This is a genomic window from Anaerocolumna cellulosilytica (genome assembly GCF_014218335.1).
Classification (GTDB): Bacteria; Bacillota; Clostridia; order Lachnospirales; family Lachnospiraceae; genus Anaerocolumna; species Anaerocolumna cellulosilytica.
In genome coordinates this window covers 863,704-884,884 of the sequence record NZ_AP023367.1, presented here as the reverse complement: position 1 = coordinate 884,884, position 21,181 = coordinate 863,704, and the positions used below count along the sequence as shown (strand labels likewise).

Below are 21,181 nucleotides of genomic sequence, written 5' to 3'. Positions count from 1 at the left end.
CTGCTTTTATTTTTTCAATACTTCTATTATACCTTCTGCTGATAATTGACTTGACTTGTGAGCCAATACAATATTGAGTAGAGTATTGATTAACACAACAAAAAACAAGGCTAAAAATATCAATCCGCTCAAATTAAGCTCTATTGGCAGTTCAACGAATTTCATAAGACTTTCTAAAGGCTTTTTAATCACCCACATGATTAACATTCCAATTAGATATCCTATTAGACTGATAAGTGTTATTTCACCCATTAGTATATGAAATATATTTTTTTTGCTGTACCCTGTTGAGACCAGTATAGCAAACTCTTTTCGTCTCATCATATAACTGAGCTTATAATTGCTGTAGATGCCTGTAATACTTGCCATACCTACCAATGTTGCAAAAGAAACGAAGAAAATTATAATCTGCATACCATTAGTAACATCATTCTGTTTCATTTCAGTTACATCTTTAAACGTATAAGTACGTTCATAAAGTATATTTTCTATACTATCTTCCATATTAGCCATGTTCGTACATTTTAGATAAAGACCGTTTTTAATACTTCCACCAAGAAATTCACTGTCATATCTTGATATATATATTGCATCGCCAAGTTCTTGTAAGGAAGGAGTTATTCCTGCAATATAATAATCTTTTTGACTTTCTCCATCATATAAAGTAACTGTATCACCCAATTGAAACCCAAATCGATTACATAGTATCTCACTTAAAATAGCATTTCTTGACTGGGTAAAAGTAGCGATGTCAAATCCTTTGACCCAATCCAAATTCAAATTCATAAAGTTGTCATTGTAATCAATCGGATCATCAAGGCCCACAACTTTTACCTGCCGTTCATCCTCTTTCGTTACAATTGTCACCTTACCTGTATAATACAAATAGGTATCTGTAATGTCAGAAAGCCTTTCTACTTTATCTAGTTCGGTATCTGAAAATCCCTTACCATCTTCAACTCTTATGTATGCATCTGACTTATAATCCCTATAAAAACTTGTCATTGCATCTAATACAGAGAATATGAGTATACCTATTATAGTAATAAATAAGGATATCGTTATTGTCAAAGATAGTGTTTTTCTAAGATACACATTGGTACCTACATTTTTAGCTGCAATCAAGAAAAGACCTTTTCCTGTTTTTTGCTGAATTGTTTTTTTTAGTTTAAGAAATAGATATTTCATACTCTTAATTAAAATAAATGTAAAAGTAATTACATATAGCAAAACAGCCCCCATATCCCATCTGGACAAAAAGAAAGAAAGGATAATAAACACAAGTAATAGGATACAGTAAATATAGTCCATCTTACGCTCTTTTTCATGCTGCATTTCCGCCGATACATTTTCAAGCAGTAATGACCGGTCAGATTTACAGAGCAATTGTTTAACAGGCCTTTGAAAACTTAGCAAACTCAGGATAGTCATAACTGCCCCAGTTCCAATTACTGCAATGGCTAAAAAGATAATATCAATCGCTTGCAATACATTCGTTAGACCAATTCCAAATCTGGCAAAGGTTATTAGGAGTGCCATACCAATCATCATGCCAAATAAGCTTCCCTTAAGGGCAACTTTAATACCTATGTTGGAAAACAGGCGAACTATTAATCTTTTCTCAGCTCCATTACTTCGTAAAGTACCAATAAAACGAGAACGTTCTGTTACATATATAAGTCCAGTAGACTTTAATATATCCCTGGCAATTAATAAAATAAAAACGAGTATCAGAAAATCAATCCCATAGTAAGTTGTCATATTTGCAGATATATATTCAGGATCTATTGCCTCTTTCACAATGATTTCATTATTTTGCTTTTGCAGATTTGCTTTTATATCTGCTCCCTTCTCCGTTTTATATATGTATGAAAGGGTCACTTGATTTTCCTTAATATCTAATGCCGTACGTAAGATTTCCGCACCCATCACTACAACTTCTCCATTTGCTTTAACAAAAAAATTGTCTCGCGGAGCAATGACCGCTTCTGCATAGATTTTCTGACCATAGACAGTAAACTCCACCAAATCCCCTTCATTTATATTGAGCTTGTCACTGGTATCTGGCATAATCAATACTTGATTTTCGTTAAGAGTTACCGGAAGGGTTACCTCACCCTTTTCCATATATGTATTTCCAAATACCTCAAGAAACTTGCTATAATCAAGTTCCCAAATAAATACTTTGGCATACCTCTCTTTTGTAATACCACCTTCTAGCGCTAGTATATTTAAACTTTTTCCATTCTCTATAGTAGGCACTTCAAAAAGAGCACTTTCTTTTGGTGTTACAACATAATCTGCTTCTCCTACAGTTGTCTGGCGTAAGTCTTGTTTAATGGATTCTTCTAGAAGTGGAAGTGCATTAAAGGCAGTGAATAAAGTAAGGCTGGTTACAATTACGGTCATTAGACATAAAAATAATTTATGCTCCTTACTATTTCGTTTGTTTATTAGCACCTGTAGTATCTTTTTCATCATCAACTTCCTTTACTATATTATTTAAATTCCCTTTTACTCTGTTTTATACTTGTTGTTAAGACTGTACCCCTACTGTTGCTGAACCATATGGATTTATTTCAAACTTTCTCTTATTCAAAAAATGTAAAACAATTATATATGTACAAAGAATTGCTGAAACTATTACTACTTTTAATTGTTCTGAAATATTAAAAAGGCCAATAAACCAAGTAACTTCAAAACTCATTGTTAAGACAAGTATAAACATTGAAAGGAATGTATAGAGGACTTCCATTCGGTTATATTTTTTTATTATTTTGGGCTTAGCTATAAAGTAGTGAAATTTATATCTCAGATTGGGATGGCGAAATAAAACCGAAAATATAAAGTATCCATCACTAAGTGACAACGGCCACAAATTAATAAAAAATATCCTTAAATTAGACATTGCAAGAGTTTTACATATTTCACTTCCAGTAAATAGATAGAAATCCAGAAATATAATACATAATATTATGTTTACATAACAACCTGCCAATAATACCTTTAAAAAATCCTTCTTTTTCAAGGAATATATGTTTTTATTTTTTACATAAAACATAGGTATAAAACCCAAATATAACACAAATGAAAACTTTTCCGGCTGTATTCCCGCGTGAACACCGGATATTACATGCCCTAATTCATGAAATACAAACATAAGTACCATTCCAAGATTAATTAATAGATATCCGGTCCATTGATTGGATTCACTCTTACCAAAACTTAACCAACGTTCCAATGTTGTGTTGTTAAATGCAGCAAAGTTGTTACGAATGTTTAAATATACAAAAACAAGTATACTCAGTAGTAGTATTATATGCATGCCTTTTACAAGTACTGCTGCTATCTTTCTATTCTTTATAGAATTAAGATGATTCTTGAACTGATAGTTTATTAATTTTATAGAGAGATTATCCACTTCACTAAATCGTGTCTGGGTTCCGCTATATTTCTCCCTTAGCATTCCCTTACTCTTTAATACTTGCAGTATGGATAGAATCTCTTTGCTGTGAATTCCTGTCGAATCAGCAATTTCAACAATTGTATGTTTCCCATCAAGCAGAGTACATACATTATCGAAAGCCTCCTTTTGATACGCTGGTAACGTAAATTGAGTATCACATTCGTATTCCCCAACAACCCAGTTGCCCTTACCTTCTTTATTTAAGTATATATCATTGGTATACACACTTTCTTTTAAATGTGGTTTCCATTCATCTTGTTCTAGGATAACTTCACCGCTCACTTTTTTATCAATCCTCCTCACTTTTCCGTATGCCGTATTTTTCATAGGATTGAACAAAAATATTCTCCATAACGCATTTGCTTATACTACATATTTCTTTTTCCGGTCTTGATACACTTCCATTGGACAAATATCTGGACCCAATGCAGTGTCCATAAGATTTGGCACAGACTGGTTTTACCCAACATTTATTGCACTCTGTATTGTTATTCGCTTCTTTCAATAATTGGCGAACTTCATATATCCTTTGGCGCTGTTCTTCAATGGAATCCTTTGTATCTCCCAAAAAGTATTCATTTCCTCCAATAAACATAAAACAAGGATAAAGCCCACCGTTAACATCTGATGCTAAATCAGTATTGGTCGCACCACAGCCATTTCCGAATGTTTTATGCTGCTTAGCAGCATAAAGCAAATTAGCAACCGTTCTGGTCTTTATACCACCTACTCCATTCTTAAATTCTTCTTTCACCCATTCCTCGAAGAACTTATTGTAATTTATCTTGCTTTCTCCACTATCATCTGAACGACCTATAAGAGGACTGATATGAATAATATCAACGTCTAATTGATATAGTGCTTTGTAGGATTCCATACTACTTTTCTCTTCAAACTCTTGAATATGACCTTCGTGTATGGTTCCTTCTATACATATATAATATTTTCTTTCTCTTTCATTCATTCGCCTGATTGTTTCTGCTACCTTATCAAAAACAGAACTATGTGTACCCTTAAAAACTCTTTTACCGTCATTTACTGCTTTTGAACCATCCAGGCTTATGGTGACTGACGAAAAATATTCATTGAATAATGTAATACATTCATCATCAATTAATGTACCGTTCGTAACTATTGTAAACAACGGGCATTTTAACCCCAACCCTTCTGTATATTCCTTTATCCATTCTACCGCTGAGTATAGAACACGTTTGTTTAATAAAGGCTCTCCACCAAAAAATTGAATCTGTCCAATTCCTCCGGGATAAAGCCTACAAGCTCTTGTTACTACTTTTTTAAGAGTTTCTAAGGACATATTCTTATTGCAAGTCTCCTGTCCATAACTTCCCTCCTCAGCATAACAATATCTACAGGCTAAATTACACAATTCACTCAAATTTAGTATCAGTCTGTTACATTGTTCTGTATTCTCTTCGATAACAGTCAAGGGTATGCTATCTGTAGCAGGAAGTGTAAAATCTTTTGCAATATCATCTAACTCTTCTAATGTATATGTACTAAGCTGATTCTCAAGCTTGTACGGTATTTTATAAAATTTCATATACGAGGTATCAATTAAATAATAATGCTCTTTATTCCTATATAAGTGCCTCATTTTACGCGTTGCAATTGAATTGCTTTTCCTTTCTAAGACCTAGGTTCTATTATTGTGAGTATGCTTGTACTAAGGAAACAAAACCCGGATAATTCCATTTTTCAGGAATAATGTACTACATAGTTAATTATTTTTTTATGTTATAGTATTATATGTAATAACATACTAGATTTGTATTATATATACTTATTTTTCTAATATATACAATATTTTACCATATTTACAAGTATAATTCAATGTCTATTTTCATTTTTTTACATTTTGTCCTATAATATCCCATCTGTACTAGATGAATACATTTATTTTATAGTCAGAACCACCGGCTTAGCCGGTGGCTTGTTCTGCCCCTATAAGGGGCTTTTCCCTGCTTGCGTCTAAAGACGCTCTAAAAAGTCCGCCAGCCGCACTTATTTCCCTGGCAAACCCTAAAGGGTTTTATTTCTTGCCTTCTTTTACTGGCTCACCCGTGAACGGGTCAATATATTCCTTTAGTGACATTTGATCATACTGTAAATCTTCTTGTATTTGATTCTGAATATATTCTTGTATTTTCTTTGCATTTTTGCCTACCGTATCTACATAATATCCTCTACACCAGAAATGCCTGTTCCCATACTTATACTTCAGATTCGCATGCCTTTCAAATATCATAAGCGAACTTTTCCCTTTTAAATAACCCATTATCTGTGAGACACTATACTTTGGTGGTATTCTTACTAACATATGTACATGATCTCTACAACACTCTGCTTCAATTATTTCAATACCTTTTCTTTTACATAACATACTCAATATGCTAGCTACATCTTGTTTGATTTTTCCATAAATTATCTGCCTTCTAAACTTTGGTGCAAAAACAAGATGGTATTTACATTCCCATTTCGTATGTGCTAAACTATTCATATCCATTTGGATAAACCTCCTATGCTTTTTGTGCGGTTGGCGAACCTATACTTATAATAGCATAGGAGGTTTTTAACTTGAAGCTTAAGCTAATTGGGATCCACCTGCATAGCAGGTGGTATTATTGTACCGGGATACAACAAAAAATGCGACCAGCAATGTGGTCGCATCCTCTCGTTTATTTATTTTTTTTCTATTCTATAGAAATCTGTTCTATTAGCTATTATGAAAAAGCCTTTTATATTACCTTGCCGGTGATGTATCAACTGTACCATTCACATTATCTTCTTTTGTTGTCTTTTCTTTCTCCTTATCCTCTTTATCTTTGCCGTAGTTCTCCGTTCCTTCTAATTCATACACAACAACTGCAACCCCGCGTTTAATGTTTTCAAACATTATCTTAGCTTTTGCAGGAGGCATGTTAATACAGCCGTGGGAACCGCTGGTCTTATAAATGACACCTCCAAATGTACTTCTCCAGTTGGCATCATGGAAGCCAATATTTCCATTAAAAGGCATCCAATATTTAACGGGTGTTGAATAATCTTCACCATTTAATATAGCATCGTTTTCTTTATATTGAATCGGATAAGTTCCAGTCGGTGTTCCGTAATTTCTTGCAAGGTTACCGGATACAAATTCAGCGTCTACAACTAATTCTCCATCTTTGTAAAAGAATAAATGCTGTGCGGTCAGATTTACCTCCACATAGGTATTACCGATATCATCTTTACCATATTGTTGAGCAGTCTGATAATATACCGGCTCCTTAATTAGTTGTTCACCATTTAATATCAGGTTCTTTAATTCTTCCACTTCCTTAGTTCTGTTTAACCACCAGCCATAATCCCCGCCTTTTACAATTACCTCTTTACCATAAGAGGTCATAAAAGAGCGGGTTCTGCCAAAGGAGTTGTAGGTTTTACCTATATAATCTACATATTCTTTTACACCGGCTTCATTAAGCTGCACATTTAAATCATCGTCCACCGTCAGCCATTGGCTGATTTTTGATCCGTCGAGTACTTCGATGTCTTCCCCGAATTCATACGTTATTTTAGCACCGGTTATCTTTTTTAACTGATTCATAACCTTTGATAAATCTTTGGAATCCGCAGTTATCTCCGGTTTTTCATAAGCGTCTGCTTCTTCTAAAGACAGAGAAGGTTGCAAAGAGAGAATCGCTGCTTTCATAGCTTCAAACAATTTATTTTCATCAACCTTCGCCCCTAAATCTTCCGCAATTATTTCAAATCCGTTTTCTCCATATTCTGATATATGAGCATCTACAGGCGGTATTACATTTTCTTCTTGAAAAAACTTTAGATTTTTTATCTGGGCTTTTAATAGTTCCTCATCGAACTTCAGGATTGCCTTTAATTCCATATCATGAGCTTTTACTAATGAAATAGGCCACAAAAAGCTATTTTGCTTTTTTAACAAATCCCCCAAGTCTCCGTCAAAAACGGTATGTAACCCCATACTGGAAGCCGCTATCCTGTCATTTATACCATTTCTGCCTTCTAAACCTAGGACATACGTATTAACTTCTGCCAATATTAACTCTTCCGCATTTTCCAAGGTCAAATTAGAGGTATTAATTCCATTGATTGTGGTTCTATTATAAAAATGTGTGTTATAGTAAAAAGCCAAAAATAGATACAAAATCAATAGAGGTGAAAAAATTCCGATTCCCACAAGAATCAACCTTTTTTTCATCTTAGATTTCTTACTTTTCTTTTTATTTGTATTTACAGAATGATTTGCCATTTTACACCTTCTTTTTTATCTTATTTAAATTTACACGTAGATTATACCATAGAAAGGTGTTTCTTTTTAGGCATTTTCATTAATTTTTCTTTAAATACATATTACAAAAGGTAATAAAATATTTCATAATTTAGCATATTTTAACATAACAATCAATATTTATTTAATATGGTAAAGATTTTTTGTTATTGAACAATGCATACTAGTAATCTATTACTCCATATAATATGCAAATATCTGATCAATATGCTTAAAATACAAATGACCATCTTCCCAGGCTTGAAAGTGCAGATCCATTCTTGAATCATTCCAATTGGCAGGTGTTCCATTCGTATTTAATTTTTTGGGTACTATCGGTTCTTCAACCACAGCAGGAAATTCCTGATATCCAAATAACAGATTTTCATGCATTGCGATGATTTCGTATTTAGGACCATGGAAGGCATGCTCTTCCTGCAATTGATAGTGGTAATAAATATAGCTAGCCATCATTTCAGGCTTTAAATGGGCTACTCTTCCCTTTCTGCTTTCTACCGGCTCTTTTCTCTTCCAGTGTTCTGCATTTAACGGTTCATTAAAATGAAAAACATCTATCATAGGTATCCATTTTCTATTCTCTTTCTGTCCGGGCCAATCCACAAGATACGCTTCTATATTGCATAGTAGTTCCTCCGGCTTTATCTCCGCTTCTATAGACTCATAATACAAAAATATATTCTTTTCCCAGGAAAAGGCTGCTGCTGTCATTAGTTTACCCTCGGCTATAAAAGTCTTAGGTTTATTTTCTTCCTGCAAAACTGCCTTTGCCTTCTCTTCCATTTCGTCTTTAACCTGTGCTCTAAATATAAATCGTTTCATAATTAGCTCCCATCTGCAATCTTTGATTTCTTCCGTTGTCTCTTAATCTGCCTGTTTTATACCCGGTATTCTATATCTGCTTTTCTTGCTTGGGTGCATAAATACTGCCTTTGTACTTTATAGGTCTTCCCATCTTTTATGAATTGGGAACCCACTTGTCTGAAATTAAAATTCACCCGCTTTTGAATACATTGTTCCCTGATATCAAGTACCCAGTCATAATATAAGGGTCTTACTCCATTACCGGATTCTCCTCCAACAACAACCATTTCTATGGTGTTATCCAGATAATCAAGTATATGAATGCTTTCCAGCATTGGCTGTATGGTAATGAGCTTATGTTTTATAGGCATTTTTAGGAATATTGGCAGTCGTTCTTCTGCCATTTTTTGATTTTCAATGGTACAGCTTACCGTAACATGGTCATAACCTTCTCCATAGTCTTCCGGCAGTCCAATGAGGAACCGCTCGATTCTTTTGGTTAGGAATAAAAAATGTAAGTCATTTCTCAATTTAATCATTTCCCAGACTTCTTTACGCCATTCATCTGCTTCCTCCACCAGAAAATCACTGTTAAAACAAAGAAAAACCTCCTGACCGCTTTTCATTTTATAGTTACCCTTTTTTTCCTTTTCAATGGGCTTATAAAAATCTTCTGTTTTATAAATATAATCTGTATCAATACCTTTTCTGTCATTTGCCCTGTGGATATAACAATTGGCGCAGCCATCGCTTTTTTTATGACATCCTTTCCATGGATTCCATACTGCCATAGTCTCCTCCCCTAATTAGAGTACTCACTTTTTCTTTGGTAATCAGTCAGTAACATATCTAAATTATTTTAGCATGGAATAAAAAAAAGAACAACTTTTTTTACTTTGAGCTGCCACACATTCCGGATTCAGCAAAAGGAACCGCTGTGCGCTATCTCTTTTATGTAAAAAGGATGCTCTTATAAAGCACCCTAATCCATTTACATTAGTTTAACATATAAAAGAGAATGTACGACAATGCACACAAAGCATAAACATGTCCCGGATAAAACCAATAAAAGAACTTCTTATTTCCCTTTCCTCGTTCTCCATTATATAACAACATAGGAATAGCAGCAAAGATGCTCATCCATTCAAAAGCTTTGGTAAGAAGGATTTCTAAAGTGATTCCTTCCATGGTAACAAGGGGCAGAACACCATATAAAATGAGCGTTGAAGCAACAAATACGAAAGCCTGTACTTTACGATTTTTACGAAAGATATACATTAAAACCCCTTGAAAAATAAAGTAAGTACCACCATCCATTATCCACGTATGTAATGGTAAAATAGAAAAATTCAATAGATTAATGACAAACCATGCACTATTTATCTTGCTGCCTATAAAAATTGCAACGAAGGGTAATATAATTGGAATAATAATTGCTGCCAATCCTTTTCCCCACTGCTTTTTTGAACACCAATCAATTCCCTGTAATATAACCAGTAGTATGGAAAGTGTTGCTAGCATTTGATTCTGGGGGTAAAACCCGTCCGGCCTTTGTAATCCGAAAAATACAAAAGAAAACATAATAAGTCCCATTACGATTGCAATGCTATAAATCTGTAAAAAGTATTTTTTCCTATTGTGGGTATGAATAAATCCCTCCAGAACACAAAATAAAAAAAGTGGAGCGGATACCCTTCCAAGCATAGTAAACCAAATAGGTATTTTACCTGTAAATTCAAAAAAATAATGAATGTGGTCAAGTACCATTAAAATCATTGCAAGATACTTTAGTTGAAAACCGGTTAATCCCTTTTTTGTTAATTCCATTATAAAATCTCCTTTCCTAATTAACACCAGTAGGCAATTACGAAACTCTTAATCTGGTATAAGAAAATAGCCAAAATCACCCAAATAAGGGTGACTTGCCACTGCATTGGAACCGGTTTTTGACGATTTTGTCTGGTTCCGCACATAGAATGATTGTTTCGCAGTTGCCTGTTTCTACTAGTATAACTGCTAATTATAAAGATTTTATAAGGAAATCGAATAAATAAGTTAATGGGAATTATCACCTGTGTTCACTTGTCCTTATAACCCGTAACTGAGTAAAAATATATAGTAAAAAGCTTATTATTAAAGGCACGTAAAAGCTCAATACTCTCTGAATTAACATTGCCAGAATCATTGTATCTTTTTGAAAGAATATATTAAATACCTGTAAAAAGCCACTTTGCGAAACCCCTTCTGCCCCCGGCAGGGGGACTGCCGAAACCGATATTGTCAGCAATGACTGACAGGTAATTAAGTCCCAAAAGTTGTCTGCCCTGTTTCCAAACCCTAGATAAACCAGTGATGGAACTATATTTAGTGCAATCATCTGAATCATTGTAACCGCAAAGACCTTTATAAATAATCTCGGATGCTTTCTTAATATCATAGCCTTTTCATGATAAGATGACAAACTGCTGGTAAGTTTTTTCTCTATTCCTGCTTTTTTATTAAAAAAGGGAAGTTTATTCGCTATTCTAACTAGTATAGATACTAACGCAGGAACAAATTTTTTAGAATACATAAGTCCAAACAGTAATAATATTACCGCCGTATTTACAATGATACCAAATAAAAACAGATATTTTAATTTCATAATAAACTGAATCGCTGTGCCACTACATAAAATTCCCATAATAAAACCCTGGACTATCATTACTATCTGATATACATAGACCACATAGAATATAGTGATTGAGGATACTGAAAGGGGAATATTATCCTTATTCATAAAATATATTTGTGCCGGCTGACCTCCGCTGGACGAGGGTGTAATGGAGCTAAAATAAAAACCGGCATTTGAGTACTCAAAGCATCTTATAAAGGATGTTTTATATCCTAGTTCTTTTACAATCAAATAAATACACATTCCTTCGCATAGAACAAAAAGAAACATTGCTCCTAATCCTGCCAAAAGGTAAACCATATTAACCTGTTTCAATGCTCTAAATAATTCTTGTAAAGAATAATCCCGTAAATAAATACAAAAAGTAAATGCAATTAATACTAGCAGAATCAGAATTCCTGCCACCTGTTTTTTTGTCTTCATAATCTGCTTATTCATTGTCAAAATATTCTCCAACTGTTACGAACTCGTAACCCTCTTTCTTTAATTTGGGTAACACCATCTGAAGGGCTTTTATCATATGCAAAGGTGCACCATAATCTCCTCCATGTCTTTCTCCTCCATCATGCAGGCAAATAATTGCACCATCAAAAACTTTTCTGTTTATTCTGCTTGCCAGTATTCCGGGCGTATTTTTAACTCTCCAATCCTCAACCATAACATCCCAAAGCACCATGTGCAGGTTATGTTTTTTCGTAAAGTTTGCAGTATATAAGTTTCTTACACCCCAAGGCGGTCGATAAAATCTAATTTTGCAATTTAACATTTTTAAAAGTTTAATACTTTTTGTAAAATCATTTTTAGTATAGATATAACCACTTAACAATGCATGCCTATGTTCCAGGGAATGAAGCGCAATCTCATGCCCGTCCTGTTTCATGCGTTCAATCAGTTTTGGATTGCATATTGCATCTTTAGTAACTACAAAAAAGGTTGCTTTTACTTTATGCGCATTTAAAACCTCCAATAATTTTTCTGTATATAACGGATTCGGACCATCATCAAAGGTTAAAACTAATTTTTTCATTGATCAGCGCCTCCATTCTCTTGTCTGCATCAGAACAAAAGCAAGTAGTATTATTGATATTATCGATTGTATATGCTTCTATAAGCTGGGTTAAAAATTCCATATTTTCTTTTAAGCCGCTCTTTATTTTCAAAATATTATTTTTATATTCCTCCAAATGCCCCTCCTCTAGTATACTTCTTATCTCCTGTATAAACTCTTTGCCTTTCATGTCTATAACCTTACCGATATTCATGACTTCAATATAAGCAGCATTGTGAATTTCCTGTTGTAAAAAGGGAGTTAGACTCAAGATGGGTAACTCTGCATGGATTGCTTCAAAGGTTGTTACACCTCCGGGTTTCGTAATAACTACATCCGCTTGTTTCATATAATCATAAACATTATGGACATATCCCAAAACAGTAATGTTTCTGTATTTTCCTGCTAATTGTTGAAATAAAATATCATTTTTCCCTGTTATAACTGTAATATCTACATTTGACAACCCCTCTAAGTCTTGATAGAACTCATTTTCAGCAGGAAGTATTCCTAAACCTCCGCCCATAAGGAGTATTTGCCTTCTTCCATAGTGGTTTGAATCTGTAAATTTTTCATTTTGGTTAAACCCTGCTCTGACCGGAATTCCCGTTTCATAAATCTTATATGGTGATACCCCTTTCTTTATAAACTTATCTCTAACGATATAGGAGCCTACCATATAATAATCCGTATTCTTATTAATCCACTCCGAATGCCCCGTGATATCTGTTACACAGGTAATCAACGGGGTAGCCGAACCGCTCTTTTCTTTATACATGGAGGCAAGCTGTGAACATAATGGCAGCGTTGATATAATCATGTCCGGCTTCCGTTCCTGTATGTATTTTTTAAAATGCCACTTAAAAAACCCATACAATTCCGGCTTCTGATCTGTTTTCATATTTTCCAATAACCGATAGCGTGTATTGTATAATCTGAAACCTTTATTTACAATTAGTTCAAAAAATATATAATATTGTTGCGCCAATTTTGGTGATATATAATCAAACCAGTCAATAACTTCGACCTCGACATTCGGACAGCTATTTTTTATATGTTCCTTTATGGCCTTTGCAACGGTTATATGTCCCATTCCAAATCTTCCGGTTAATATATTTATCTTCATATCCTACTCCTCATTTATATGATTTGAGATGATTATAAAATAATTATCTTTAGAATCATGGAGATAAATATAAAAAATTACGAAAGAAAAATAGAAAGATTTTCAAAAGAAAAGATAATGAACACCCCCGGAATTTAAGCAGTATAATAACCGGATTATTCATTATCTTTATATAAAACAATCTTTACAGGTATTATTCTAAAAAGTACATACCCTACATTTTTTTATTTCTATTGATTGATTTGTTCCAACTCCTTCCTGTTTACTTTTAAATCAATGTCAAGGATAATCCTGCCCTTCTCAATGTTCTGTGTGTAAGAGTCTTTTACAGGAATCGTTAAATTTTGAATGGTAACATCCTCTTCCATTACAAGATTAAAACATTCAATTATTTTATCTATTCTTAAATCAGCCGACACAATAGAAATAAAATCTGTGGCAACCTGTGTCAGTATCTTGATATCCTTTTTGCTGCAATCTTCAATGACAGACAATACTACTTCTTTTAAACGCAGGGTTCTACCCAAGTCATTTTGCTCTCCCTGTAGGGTAGGTACTTTACTTACACGCACATATCCAAGTGCTTGATTACCATTTAATATCTGTTCTCCGGCAATTACATTCCTGTTTTTCTTTTCAGTTATGTAATTAGTAGTATTAAGAAAGTCTGCTTCTTTCTCTGTTAAAGTTATTCTTACTCCGCCGATGGAATTAATAATATCTTCAAAGACCTTCATTTGTATGGTCATTGTATGGTCAATTGTAATCCCAAAGTTCTCTTCTAAGGTGTTCTTTATAAGATTGGTACCGCCTAATTCAAAAGCCATACTTAATTTATGTTTACCTTGTTGTGGTATCTCCACATATATATCACGTAAAAATGAAGTTAGGAATACTTTTTTTGTGTCAGGATTTATACTAACCATTAAAATACTGTCTGCACGCAAGTAATCTTCCGTGTTATTCCCGTCAATACCAACCACTAATATATTGTTTACCTTTTCTAATGGCTCAGGGACAGACTCACTATCTTGTGGGAGGTTAGAAAGAGTAGTTATATTTTCTGCACTATTTAGCATACCCTTCCGATCGGCATTAACATTCTTAACAGGTAAAAACCAGGCCATCACATTACCGGCAACTAAGATAAGACAAATCATGCTTACGACAAATACAACCCCTTTTTTACTTGGTTTAGAATTCATTATCTGATAGAAACGGTTTTTTAACTGTTTCTTTCTGCTGCTAAAACCGGTTGAAAGAAGGATATAATCCTTTTTCCCAGTACCAGTCATTATCTGAAGTATTGTTTTACTATAATTTTCACGATACGATAGATTGTTGCCAGCAATTAATCTTTCATCACAATATAATTCAATGACGTTATTAGCAAGATACACCATATAATGTACGAATGGGTTAAACCAGTGTACAGCATTTGCTAACAATAAAATAAATTTATACAGTAAATCGTGATGCTTATAATGAATTAATTCATGTTTTAATATAAAGCGGTATTGTTCCAAAGTAAATTCTTGTGTGGGTAAGATAATGCAAGGCTTAATAATCCCAATTAGTATTGGGGATTTTACTTGGTTACAAATTAAGAGGTTTATCTTATGGGTAATTCCCATTTCTATACAAAGTGTTTGAAATTCATGTACTATTTTTTCATCTTTACATGAAATACACCATCGTCTCAATTTTACTTTAAGGTACACATATGCTGTTAAATGATAGAGTAAAAAGACTATGAAACCCGTTACCCAGATAAAAGTAAAACTGTCGCGTATAGAAAATGAATACTGTGCTCTACTGTCAATTTTGTTTGAATCAGCCTTCTGTATAAATTCTGCTGAAGGAATGCTGCTTTCTTCCGTATTATTGCTTTCAGTTATTATGTTATTTCCTTGCTCTAAATTAGCATCCTTTGAAACCTTAAAACTTTCATTACTTACCATTTCAACAGATGCATTAAAGCCTGCAAAAGTCATATTCGTATTAACCGATACCGGTGCCTCTATTATTCCCAGGTTTACAGGTATTATAAGACGAATTGCAATAACAGCCCAGGTTATGTATATCCATTGCCTTGAATAGTTCTTCTTATATATTTTATCTATTAATACAACACATCCAATGATAAAAGAGCATACCACAGACAAGCTTACTATTGTTAGAAACAAATTACTCAACCTCCTCACCCCCCTTTGCCTCTTTTATGATTTGAATAATATCATCTATATCTTCCTCTGTTATTTCTTGATTTTGCGCTAGGGAAGCAATTAATTTTTTATATGAATTCCCATAAAACTGCCCAAGAAAAGTTTTTGTTTCTTTTGTCAAATACTCCTCTTCTTTTATTAATGGAACATAATAATTAAGCCTTCCCCTTTTTTTTATTTCAACAAAACCCCGTTCCTCCAAACGTGCCAGCAATACCTGTACGGTAGAGCGAGACCAGTTTTTTTGTTCACATACCAATTCCACAATTTTACCTGTCCCTATCGCTTTTTTAGACTGCCATATAATCTGCATCACAAGTAATTCTGAATCAGGTAGTCTTTCATAATTTTCTTTATACTCCACAAGCTTACCTCCATTTTTCTTATTTTAATACTTTTGGTAATAGTAGTCACAATATTAACCAGCATTTACCATACTTATACTTTAATCCTTTCGACGACATTTGTCAATGTCTTAGTTGACTTTTGTCATCTAAATATTCTTTTGAATTTACTTCAAATATAAATTTTTTATATTTTTAGCTCCCATCTGTGACCTTTGGTCGCGTACAAATCAAGGGGTTGAATATCTTTATTCAATCTTAACCCCCATAAGTGCTTTTTGGCAAATAAAAATCGACCTCCCATCCGTTAGGTTTTAGGTCTAACTTTTGGGGGTCGGCTCGTTATGGCTTAGTATTTTTATATCTAAGGATGTGAGTTATAAATAATCAAAAAGCTAATATCTTTATTTTTGAAATTTAAACACTAATTTTGGCATTAGATGGCTTAAATAAAGCCAACTATTTATATTTATTAAAGCATATTTATAGCAACGCTTTCAATAACAGCCCCCACAAGCATCAGTATAAAACCGGATGTTAATGTAAACTTTTCAGCTTTCGTTAGGTTAATCTCCTGAATTTTTCGGGTCTTCGTCTCTTTACCACTGGTCAATACTATGGCAATACGAGCCAGGGCACAGGTAATGAGTAACTGTCCTATCATCTCCCAGAGACCTGCTCTATGTACAATATCAAAAGTACGGTTAATTCTGTTCATAAGAGGAATCGATGTACCCCCCATAGAAAAAGACCATGTCCCTAACACAATTCCGTTAATACTAATCTGTGTAAACAATACCAGATAACCAACAGACAAATAGTTTAATTCAGATTCTTTTTTCTTACCAAAGAGACTGCCAAAAGTAATAACCAATACAGAAAGCATATTATAGAAGAAAATTTGTAATAAAAGAACAAGCGTATTGCTAGAAGTTTCCCAGTTTTGTAAGGGATTTCTATTTTTTAAAAATTCTTCCGGTAGTGTAAAATAACTTACTACAGTAAATCCAAAAAACAACACCAAGAGGAGCACCAAGCTAAAAATAACTCGTTCCTTTATACTGTTACTGCTCAATTTTCTACTTATATACCTCAAAGATTATCAGCCTCCTTACCTTACCATTGTTACATTTTTCATAGTTTTTGTAATTACTCGATCAATCAAGGAAAGTTAACTTTACATTTTTAGAATATCATCAATTATGAACTATATCAAGCTAACTTTCCATTTATATTCAAAAAATAGCATGACCTAAAAGCCGCGCTATCAATTCGTCTATATCAGTTTTTGACTTATATTTAATCATTTACCAAATGATTTTTCCATTCGCCGCAACTACCAATTCTTTCCCCAATTGAGAAGTAATTATAAGGTGCATATATAGCAGTATTCAGTTTCTTCAAATCTATCATTTCAAGGTCGATTCCTTCAAAAGCTTTATCAATCTGTATATTCTTTATATCTGATAGGAATAGGTGACTTCCGTCTAATTCAATTATTTTGGTTACTTCACACTCGTATACCCACTTGCTTTGCTCGAGAACAGGTACCTTTAGAGCATTGCCCCATTCATAATCATATGCTACTTTGCTCTTCCTTTTTTCCTCAGTACCGGCAGTTCCAAAATAGTCTGCAAGCCATATTATATCCTCGCTAACTAAATTTGCTGAAAACATTTTATCGCGCAGTATATTTGTTTTTGTTTGCTTGCTGCCTCCCATTGTCATCATTAAGTGGGGTGTTTTATCAAAGGAAAACCCAATCCATGTTATAATACAAAAATTAGGTATTCCCTCTTCATCCTTTGTGCCTATCAGATACATGGGTTGAGGGCTGAATACACAACTAGGCTCTATATTTATCTTTGACATTCATTACATATCCTTTCATAGTAAATTATTACGTGTATTCAGGTTCCCATCCATTTTCCCTTAGCTTAATGATACAAACCCGCCTGCTCTATGGTACACGCTACTTATTATTATGTAGTTTTAAAACAGAGACAATTTCATCTCCGCACACCTCACCATTTTCATGAAATCCCACCGATGAATAAAGTTTTTTTGCAATCACATTCTCAGGTTCGTAAGAAAGCCAACAGTACTCAGCTTTACCGCATGGCATAGACTTTAAGTATTCTAAGGATGCTAGCAAAGCTTTCTTACCAATTCCTTGATGCTGATAATTCTTGTCAATCATAAAACGCCAAATGCAATAGTTATCCCTGGCAATTACCGGGTCATCTTCATCGCCAGATGTCCCATATCCAAACATAACAAACCCAACCAGGCAATCCTTATCATAAATACCAAACGGTAATGCTACACCACCTGCAGTTATGGTAGTATATGCTTCTATAATACTCTCCGTGTTGGTAGCCACAAAATCTTCTTGTTCAGCATCTACAGTCAATCTGATTACTTTCCATACATTTTTTGAATCAATCTTTCTCAGTTCTATCATATTTAGCTCTCCTCTGCGACCTTTAATCGTGTACAAATCAAAAGGTGATATTCTTTATAATGTGACCTATAAGAGTCTAAATATTTACCAAATTATAAAAATTCCTATTCTCTAGTTTATAGTCACCCAATAAAATGTAACCTGATGTCGATTACATAACAATATATATTGTATAGTACCTAGTTTATATATTCAACCATAATTTGGATTTTCAATAACTACAATTATATACTTGATAATAACTCCAATTTTCTACTCCTCTTTTTGTAATTTTTTGACGGTTCAATTCTAATTCTTCTTAGACATTACTATTTAGACTGTATCTAATAAAAGAAACTCTATGACTTCCCTTCACATACAGACCTCAAGACATAGTTGTCTCTCCCAAGATATGCATTACGAAAAATCATAGCGCATCTTCTCATATCATCTTTTTTCCTCATTTACCTAAACGATTCTTTGAAATACCGGGATTTCCTCAATAGGAGCCAGACAGCTAATAGTCTGCCCTCCTTGATATTCCTTGTCATCAATTAGATTTCTCCAAGTACCGGCTGGAAGATAGACTTCTCGCTCATATTCACCCGGATATAAAATTGGAGCAACCAAGTATTCTGAACCGAACATATACTGCTCTGCCAATTCCCAACATTTTTTATCCTCCGGAAATTCATAGAACATAGTACGCATTAACGGCGCACCTTTTTCGCTTGCTTCTTTCATAAGCCCCTCTATGTATGGCTTTAAGGACAGCCTTCTGTCTAACTGCTTTTTCATAATAGCAAATGCATCCTCTCCATAACTCCAGAGTTCATTAGATTGGCCGGTATAGAGGCTTCCACCGCCGTATTCCTTATCCGATAGAGGTGGAATGTTATGAGGGCCACGATCCCCATGCATTCTTAAAATCGGACAATATACCGCAAACTCAAACCAGCGTAAAAGCAATTCCTTAAATGCCGGATCGTCTACGTCATCTGTCATAAAACCACCAATGTCCGTAGTCCACCAGGGAATACCAGCAAGGCCAATATTTAATCCCCCACTTAGCTGGTCACGAAGCGCTTCAAAGGTGCTTGGTATGTCGCCTGACCAGACTAGTGTATTGTACTTCTGGCTTCCAGCCCATGCACTACGAACCAGGTGAAGCATTTCTTTTTCACGCCCAAGGGCGGTTATTCCGTCACAGAATGCTTTTGCATACATCTGCGGATAGATATTACTTACCTCCAGAGCACATCCCAGAGCATAACGATAATTATCAAAGTCATATACTGCATAATCCGGTTCTGCATTATCAAGCCAAAACATATCAATACCATAGTCATAATAATTCGTTTTACATTTCTCCCAGATGAATTCTCTTGCCTCTGGATTCGTAACATCTATCTCCAGACAGTCCCCCTGAAAATCGTATGTTTGAATGCTTCCCCGCTCGGTACGGATAAGAAGTCCTCTCTCAAACATTTCATAAAAATTTTCGCTTTTTTTATCTACCGTTGGCCATATGGACACTACTACTTTAACACCCATGGAGTGAAGTTCATCGCACATCGCCTTGGGATCCGGCCAGTATTCCGAATCAAAGTGCCAGTCACCTTGCCTAGTCCAATGAAAAAAATCAATAACAATAACATCTAGAGGAATGGAAAGATTATGATATTTCCTTGCCACTGTCAAAACTTCCTCCTGGGTGCGATAACGCAGTTTGCATTGCCAGAGCCCTAAAAGACCCTCCGGTATGGCAGGCGCACGACCGGTCACCTCTGTATAATGTTCCACAATTTGAGCCGGGGTATCTCCCACCGTAATCCAATAATCCATCTCTTTCGTAACCTCTGCCCTCCATTCAGTATAATTCTTACCAAAAGATACTTTTCCTACAGCCGGACAATTCCAGAGAAACCCATATCCAAGACTTGACACAGCAAATGGTATTGATACCTGAGAATTTCGCTGTGCAAGTTCCAGGATGCATCCTTTTAAGTCTAAATAGGACTGCTGATATTGCCCCATTCCAAAAAGCCTTTCTCCATCATTACTTTCAAAACGCACGGTAAGTGCATAATCGCCTCCTATAATTGGCTTATAATCTCTTCCAATAATCTTTAAGCAGCAGCTCTCTCCACTCTCCGTACCAAAATAATTCCGATAGTATTCCCTCAGGAAAAGCGTATCGTCTTTAAAAAAGGATAGTACACCAGCAGCATTAACCTTCGCGCTCAGTCGGCCGTTTCGAATAAGAGCAGATTGGCAATCATCAATTGTAATTTCAGCAGATTTCTGTTCTTCCGGTACTTCCTCGCTAAGAGCCCAGTTTCGCCCGGTGAAATTCCTGTAATGTGTTGCTCTCACTCGAAGAGAATCCTGTCCCCAGGCCTCAATGCAGAGTTGCTCCGTTTGATGACGAATAATCAGAGTCTTGTTTACATTCAAAAAAATCATAGTGCCTCCTTTATACATTACTACATATAGGTTTTAATTTACGGATACTTGAAACCTTGGTAAATATTTCTTATAATAAAAATATAATGATAAATTTAAAGAAAATCTTTAATTAATTTGATCTATAATAACAGGATTTTCACATATATATGGCATGGAGCTACTAAAGATTTTTCATAACAGGGTAAAAGCTTAGGCACTTGGATGATTTAATTAATTCTTAATAAAAAGTGTGAGTAAAACTTTTTATCCTGGAAGAAT

General features: G+C 34.5%; 17 protein-coding genes. All 17 read right to left on the bottom strand.

Annotated elements, in window-relative coordinates:
* Nucleotides 1-6 precede the first annotated feature (6 nt).
* The 17 genes from acsn021_RS03885 to acsn021_RS03805 all read right to left on the bottom strand — a co-directional run bounded on the left by acsn021_RS03885 (nucleotide 7) and on the right by acsn021_RS03805 (nucleotide 20,920).
* Entirely contained in the window at nucleotides 7-2,478 is a 2,472-nt protein-coding gene (locus acsn021_RS03885) for an ABC transporter permease (RefSeq protein WP_184095105.1), read from the bottom strand.
* Nucleotides 2,479-2,536: 58 nt separating this feature from the next.
* Entirely contained in the window at nucleotides 2,537-3,748 is a 1,212-nt protein-coding gene (locus acsn021_RS03880) for a M50 family metallopeptidase (RefSeq protein WP_184095103.1), read from the bottom strand.
* Nucleotides 3,749-3,755: 7 nt separating this feature from the next.
* Nucleotides 3,756-5,027 (bottom strand): radical SAM/SPASM domain-containing protein, encoded by a 1,272-nt coding sequence (locus tag acsn021_RS03875; protein ID WP_184095101.1) that lies wholly within the window; start codon nucleotides 5,025-5,027, stop codon nucleotides 3,756-3,758.
* 489 nt (nucleotides 5,028-5,516) lie between these two features.
* Nucleotides 5,517-5,990: an IS200/IS605 family transposase gene (gene tnpA / locus acsn021_RS03870; RefSeq protein ID WP_185264923.1), complete on the bottom strand. Its 474-nt coding sequence runs from the start codon at nucleotides 5,988-5,990 to the stop codon at nucleotides 5,517-5,519.
* Between the two features lie 237 nt (nucleotides 5,991-6,227).
* Entirely contained in the window at nucleotides 6,228-7,754 is a 1,527-nt protein-coding gene (locus acsn021_RS03865; RefSeq protein WP_184095607.1) for a L,D-transpeptidase family protein, read from the bottom strand.
* A 213-nt stretch (nucleotides 7,755-7,967) separates the two neighbouring features.
* Nucleotides 7,968-8,612: a hypothetical protein gene (locus tag acsn021_RS03860; protein ID WP_184095605.1), complete on the bottom strand. Its 645-nt coding sequence runs from the start codon at nucleotides 8,610-8,612 to the stop codon at nucleotides 7,968-7,970.
* A gap of 56 nt (nucleotides 8,613-8,668) precedes the next feature.
* Nucleotides 8,669-9,385, bottom strand: coding sequence for a DUF5131 family protein (locus acsn021_RS03855; RefSeq protein ID WP_184095602.1), 717 nt, complete (start codon nucleotides 9,383-9,385; stop codon nucleotides 8,669-8,671).
* Between the two features lie 205 nt (nucleotides 9,386-9,590).
* Nucleotides 9,591-10,421 carry a TraX family protein gene (locus tag acsn021_RS03850; RefSeq protein WP_184095600.1) on the bottom strand — a complete coding sequence of 277 codons (831 nt, stop codon included), beginning with the start codon at nucleotides 10,419-10,421 and terminating at the stop codon, nucleotides 9,591-9,593.
* A 241-nt stretch (nucleotides 10,422-10,662) separates the two neighbouring features.
* Nucleotides 10,663-11,706, bottom strand: a complete 1,044-nt coding sequence (locus acsn021_RS03845; protein ID WP_184095598.1) for a lysylphosphatidylglycerol synthase transmembrane domain-containing protein — start codon at nucleotides 11,704-11,706, stop codon at nucleotides 10,663-10,665.
* Nucleotides 11,699-12,295: a polysaccharide deacetylase family protein gene (locus tag acsn021_RS03840; protein WP_184095596.1), complete on the bottom strand. Its 597-nt coding sequence runs from the start codon at nucleotides 12,293-12,295 to the stop codon at nucleotides 11,699-11,701. The genes acsn021_RS03845 and acsn021_RS03840 overlap by 8 nt, the downstream gene beginning before the upstream one ends.
* Nucleotides 12,270-13,442, bottom strand: coding sequence for an MGDG synthase family glycosyltransferase (locus acsn021_RS03835; RefSeq protein WP_184095594.1), 1,173 nt, complete (start codon nucleotides 13,440-13,442; stop codon nucleotides 12,270-12,272). The genes acsn021_RS03840 and acsn021_RS03835 overlap by 26 nt, the downstream gene beginning before the upstream one ends.
* Nucleotides 13,443-13,672: 230 nt before the next feature.
* Complete coding sequence (locus acsn021_RS03830) at nucleotides 13,673-15,628, bottom strand: M56 family metallopeptidase (RefSeq protein ID WP_184095592.1); 1,956 nt, start codon at nucleotides 15,626-15,628, stop codon at nucleotides 13,673-13,675.
* Between the two features lies 1 nt (nucleotide 15,629).
* Entirely contained in the window at nucleotides 15,630-16,031 is a 402-nt protein-coding gene (locus acsn021_RS03825; protein WP_184095591.1) for a BlaI/MecI/CopY family transcriptional regulator, read from the bottom strand.
* A gap of 452 nt (nucleotides 16,032-16,483) precedes the next feature.
* Nucleotides 16,484-17,107 (bottom strand): hypothetical protein, encoded by a 624-nt coding sequence (locus tag acsn021_RS03820; RefSeq protein WP_184095589.1) that lies wholly within the window; start codon nucleotides 17,105-17,107, stop codon nucleotides 16,484-16,486.
* Nucleotides 17,108-17,310: 203 nt separating this feature from the next.
* Nucleotides 17,311-17,883: a flavin reductase family protein gene (locus tag acsn021_RS03815; protein WP_184095587.1), complete on the bottom strand. Its 573-nt coding sequence runs from the start codon at nucleotides 17,881-17,883 to the stop codon at nucleotides 17,311-17,313.
* A gap of 100 nt (nucleotides 17,884-17,983) precedes the next feature.
* On the bottom strand, nucleotides 17,984-18,475 hold the full coding sequence (locus tag acsn021_RS03810; protein WP_184095585.1) for a GNAT family N-acetyltransferase: 492 nt from the start codon (nucleotides 18,473-18,475) through the stop codon (nucleotides 17,984-17,986).
* A gap of 447 nt (nucleotides 18,476-18,922) precedes the next feature.
* Entirely contained in the window at nucleotides 18,923-20,920 is a 1,998-nt protein-coding gene (locus acsn021_RS03805) for a glycoside hydrolase family 31 protein (protein ID WP_184095583.1), read from the bottom strand.
* Nucleotides 20,921-21,181 lie beyond the last annotated feature (261 nt).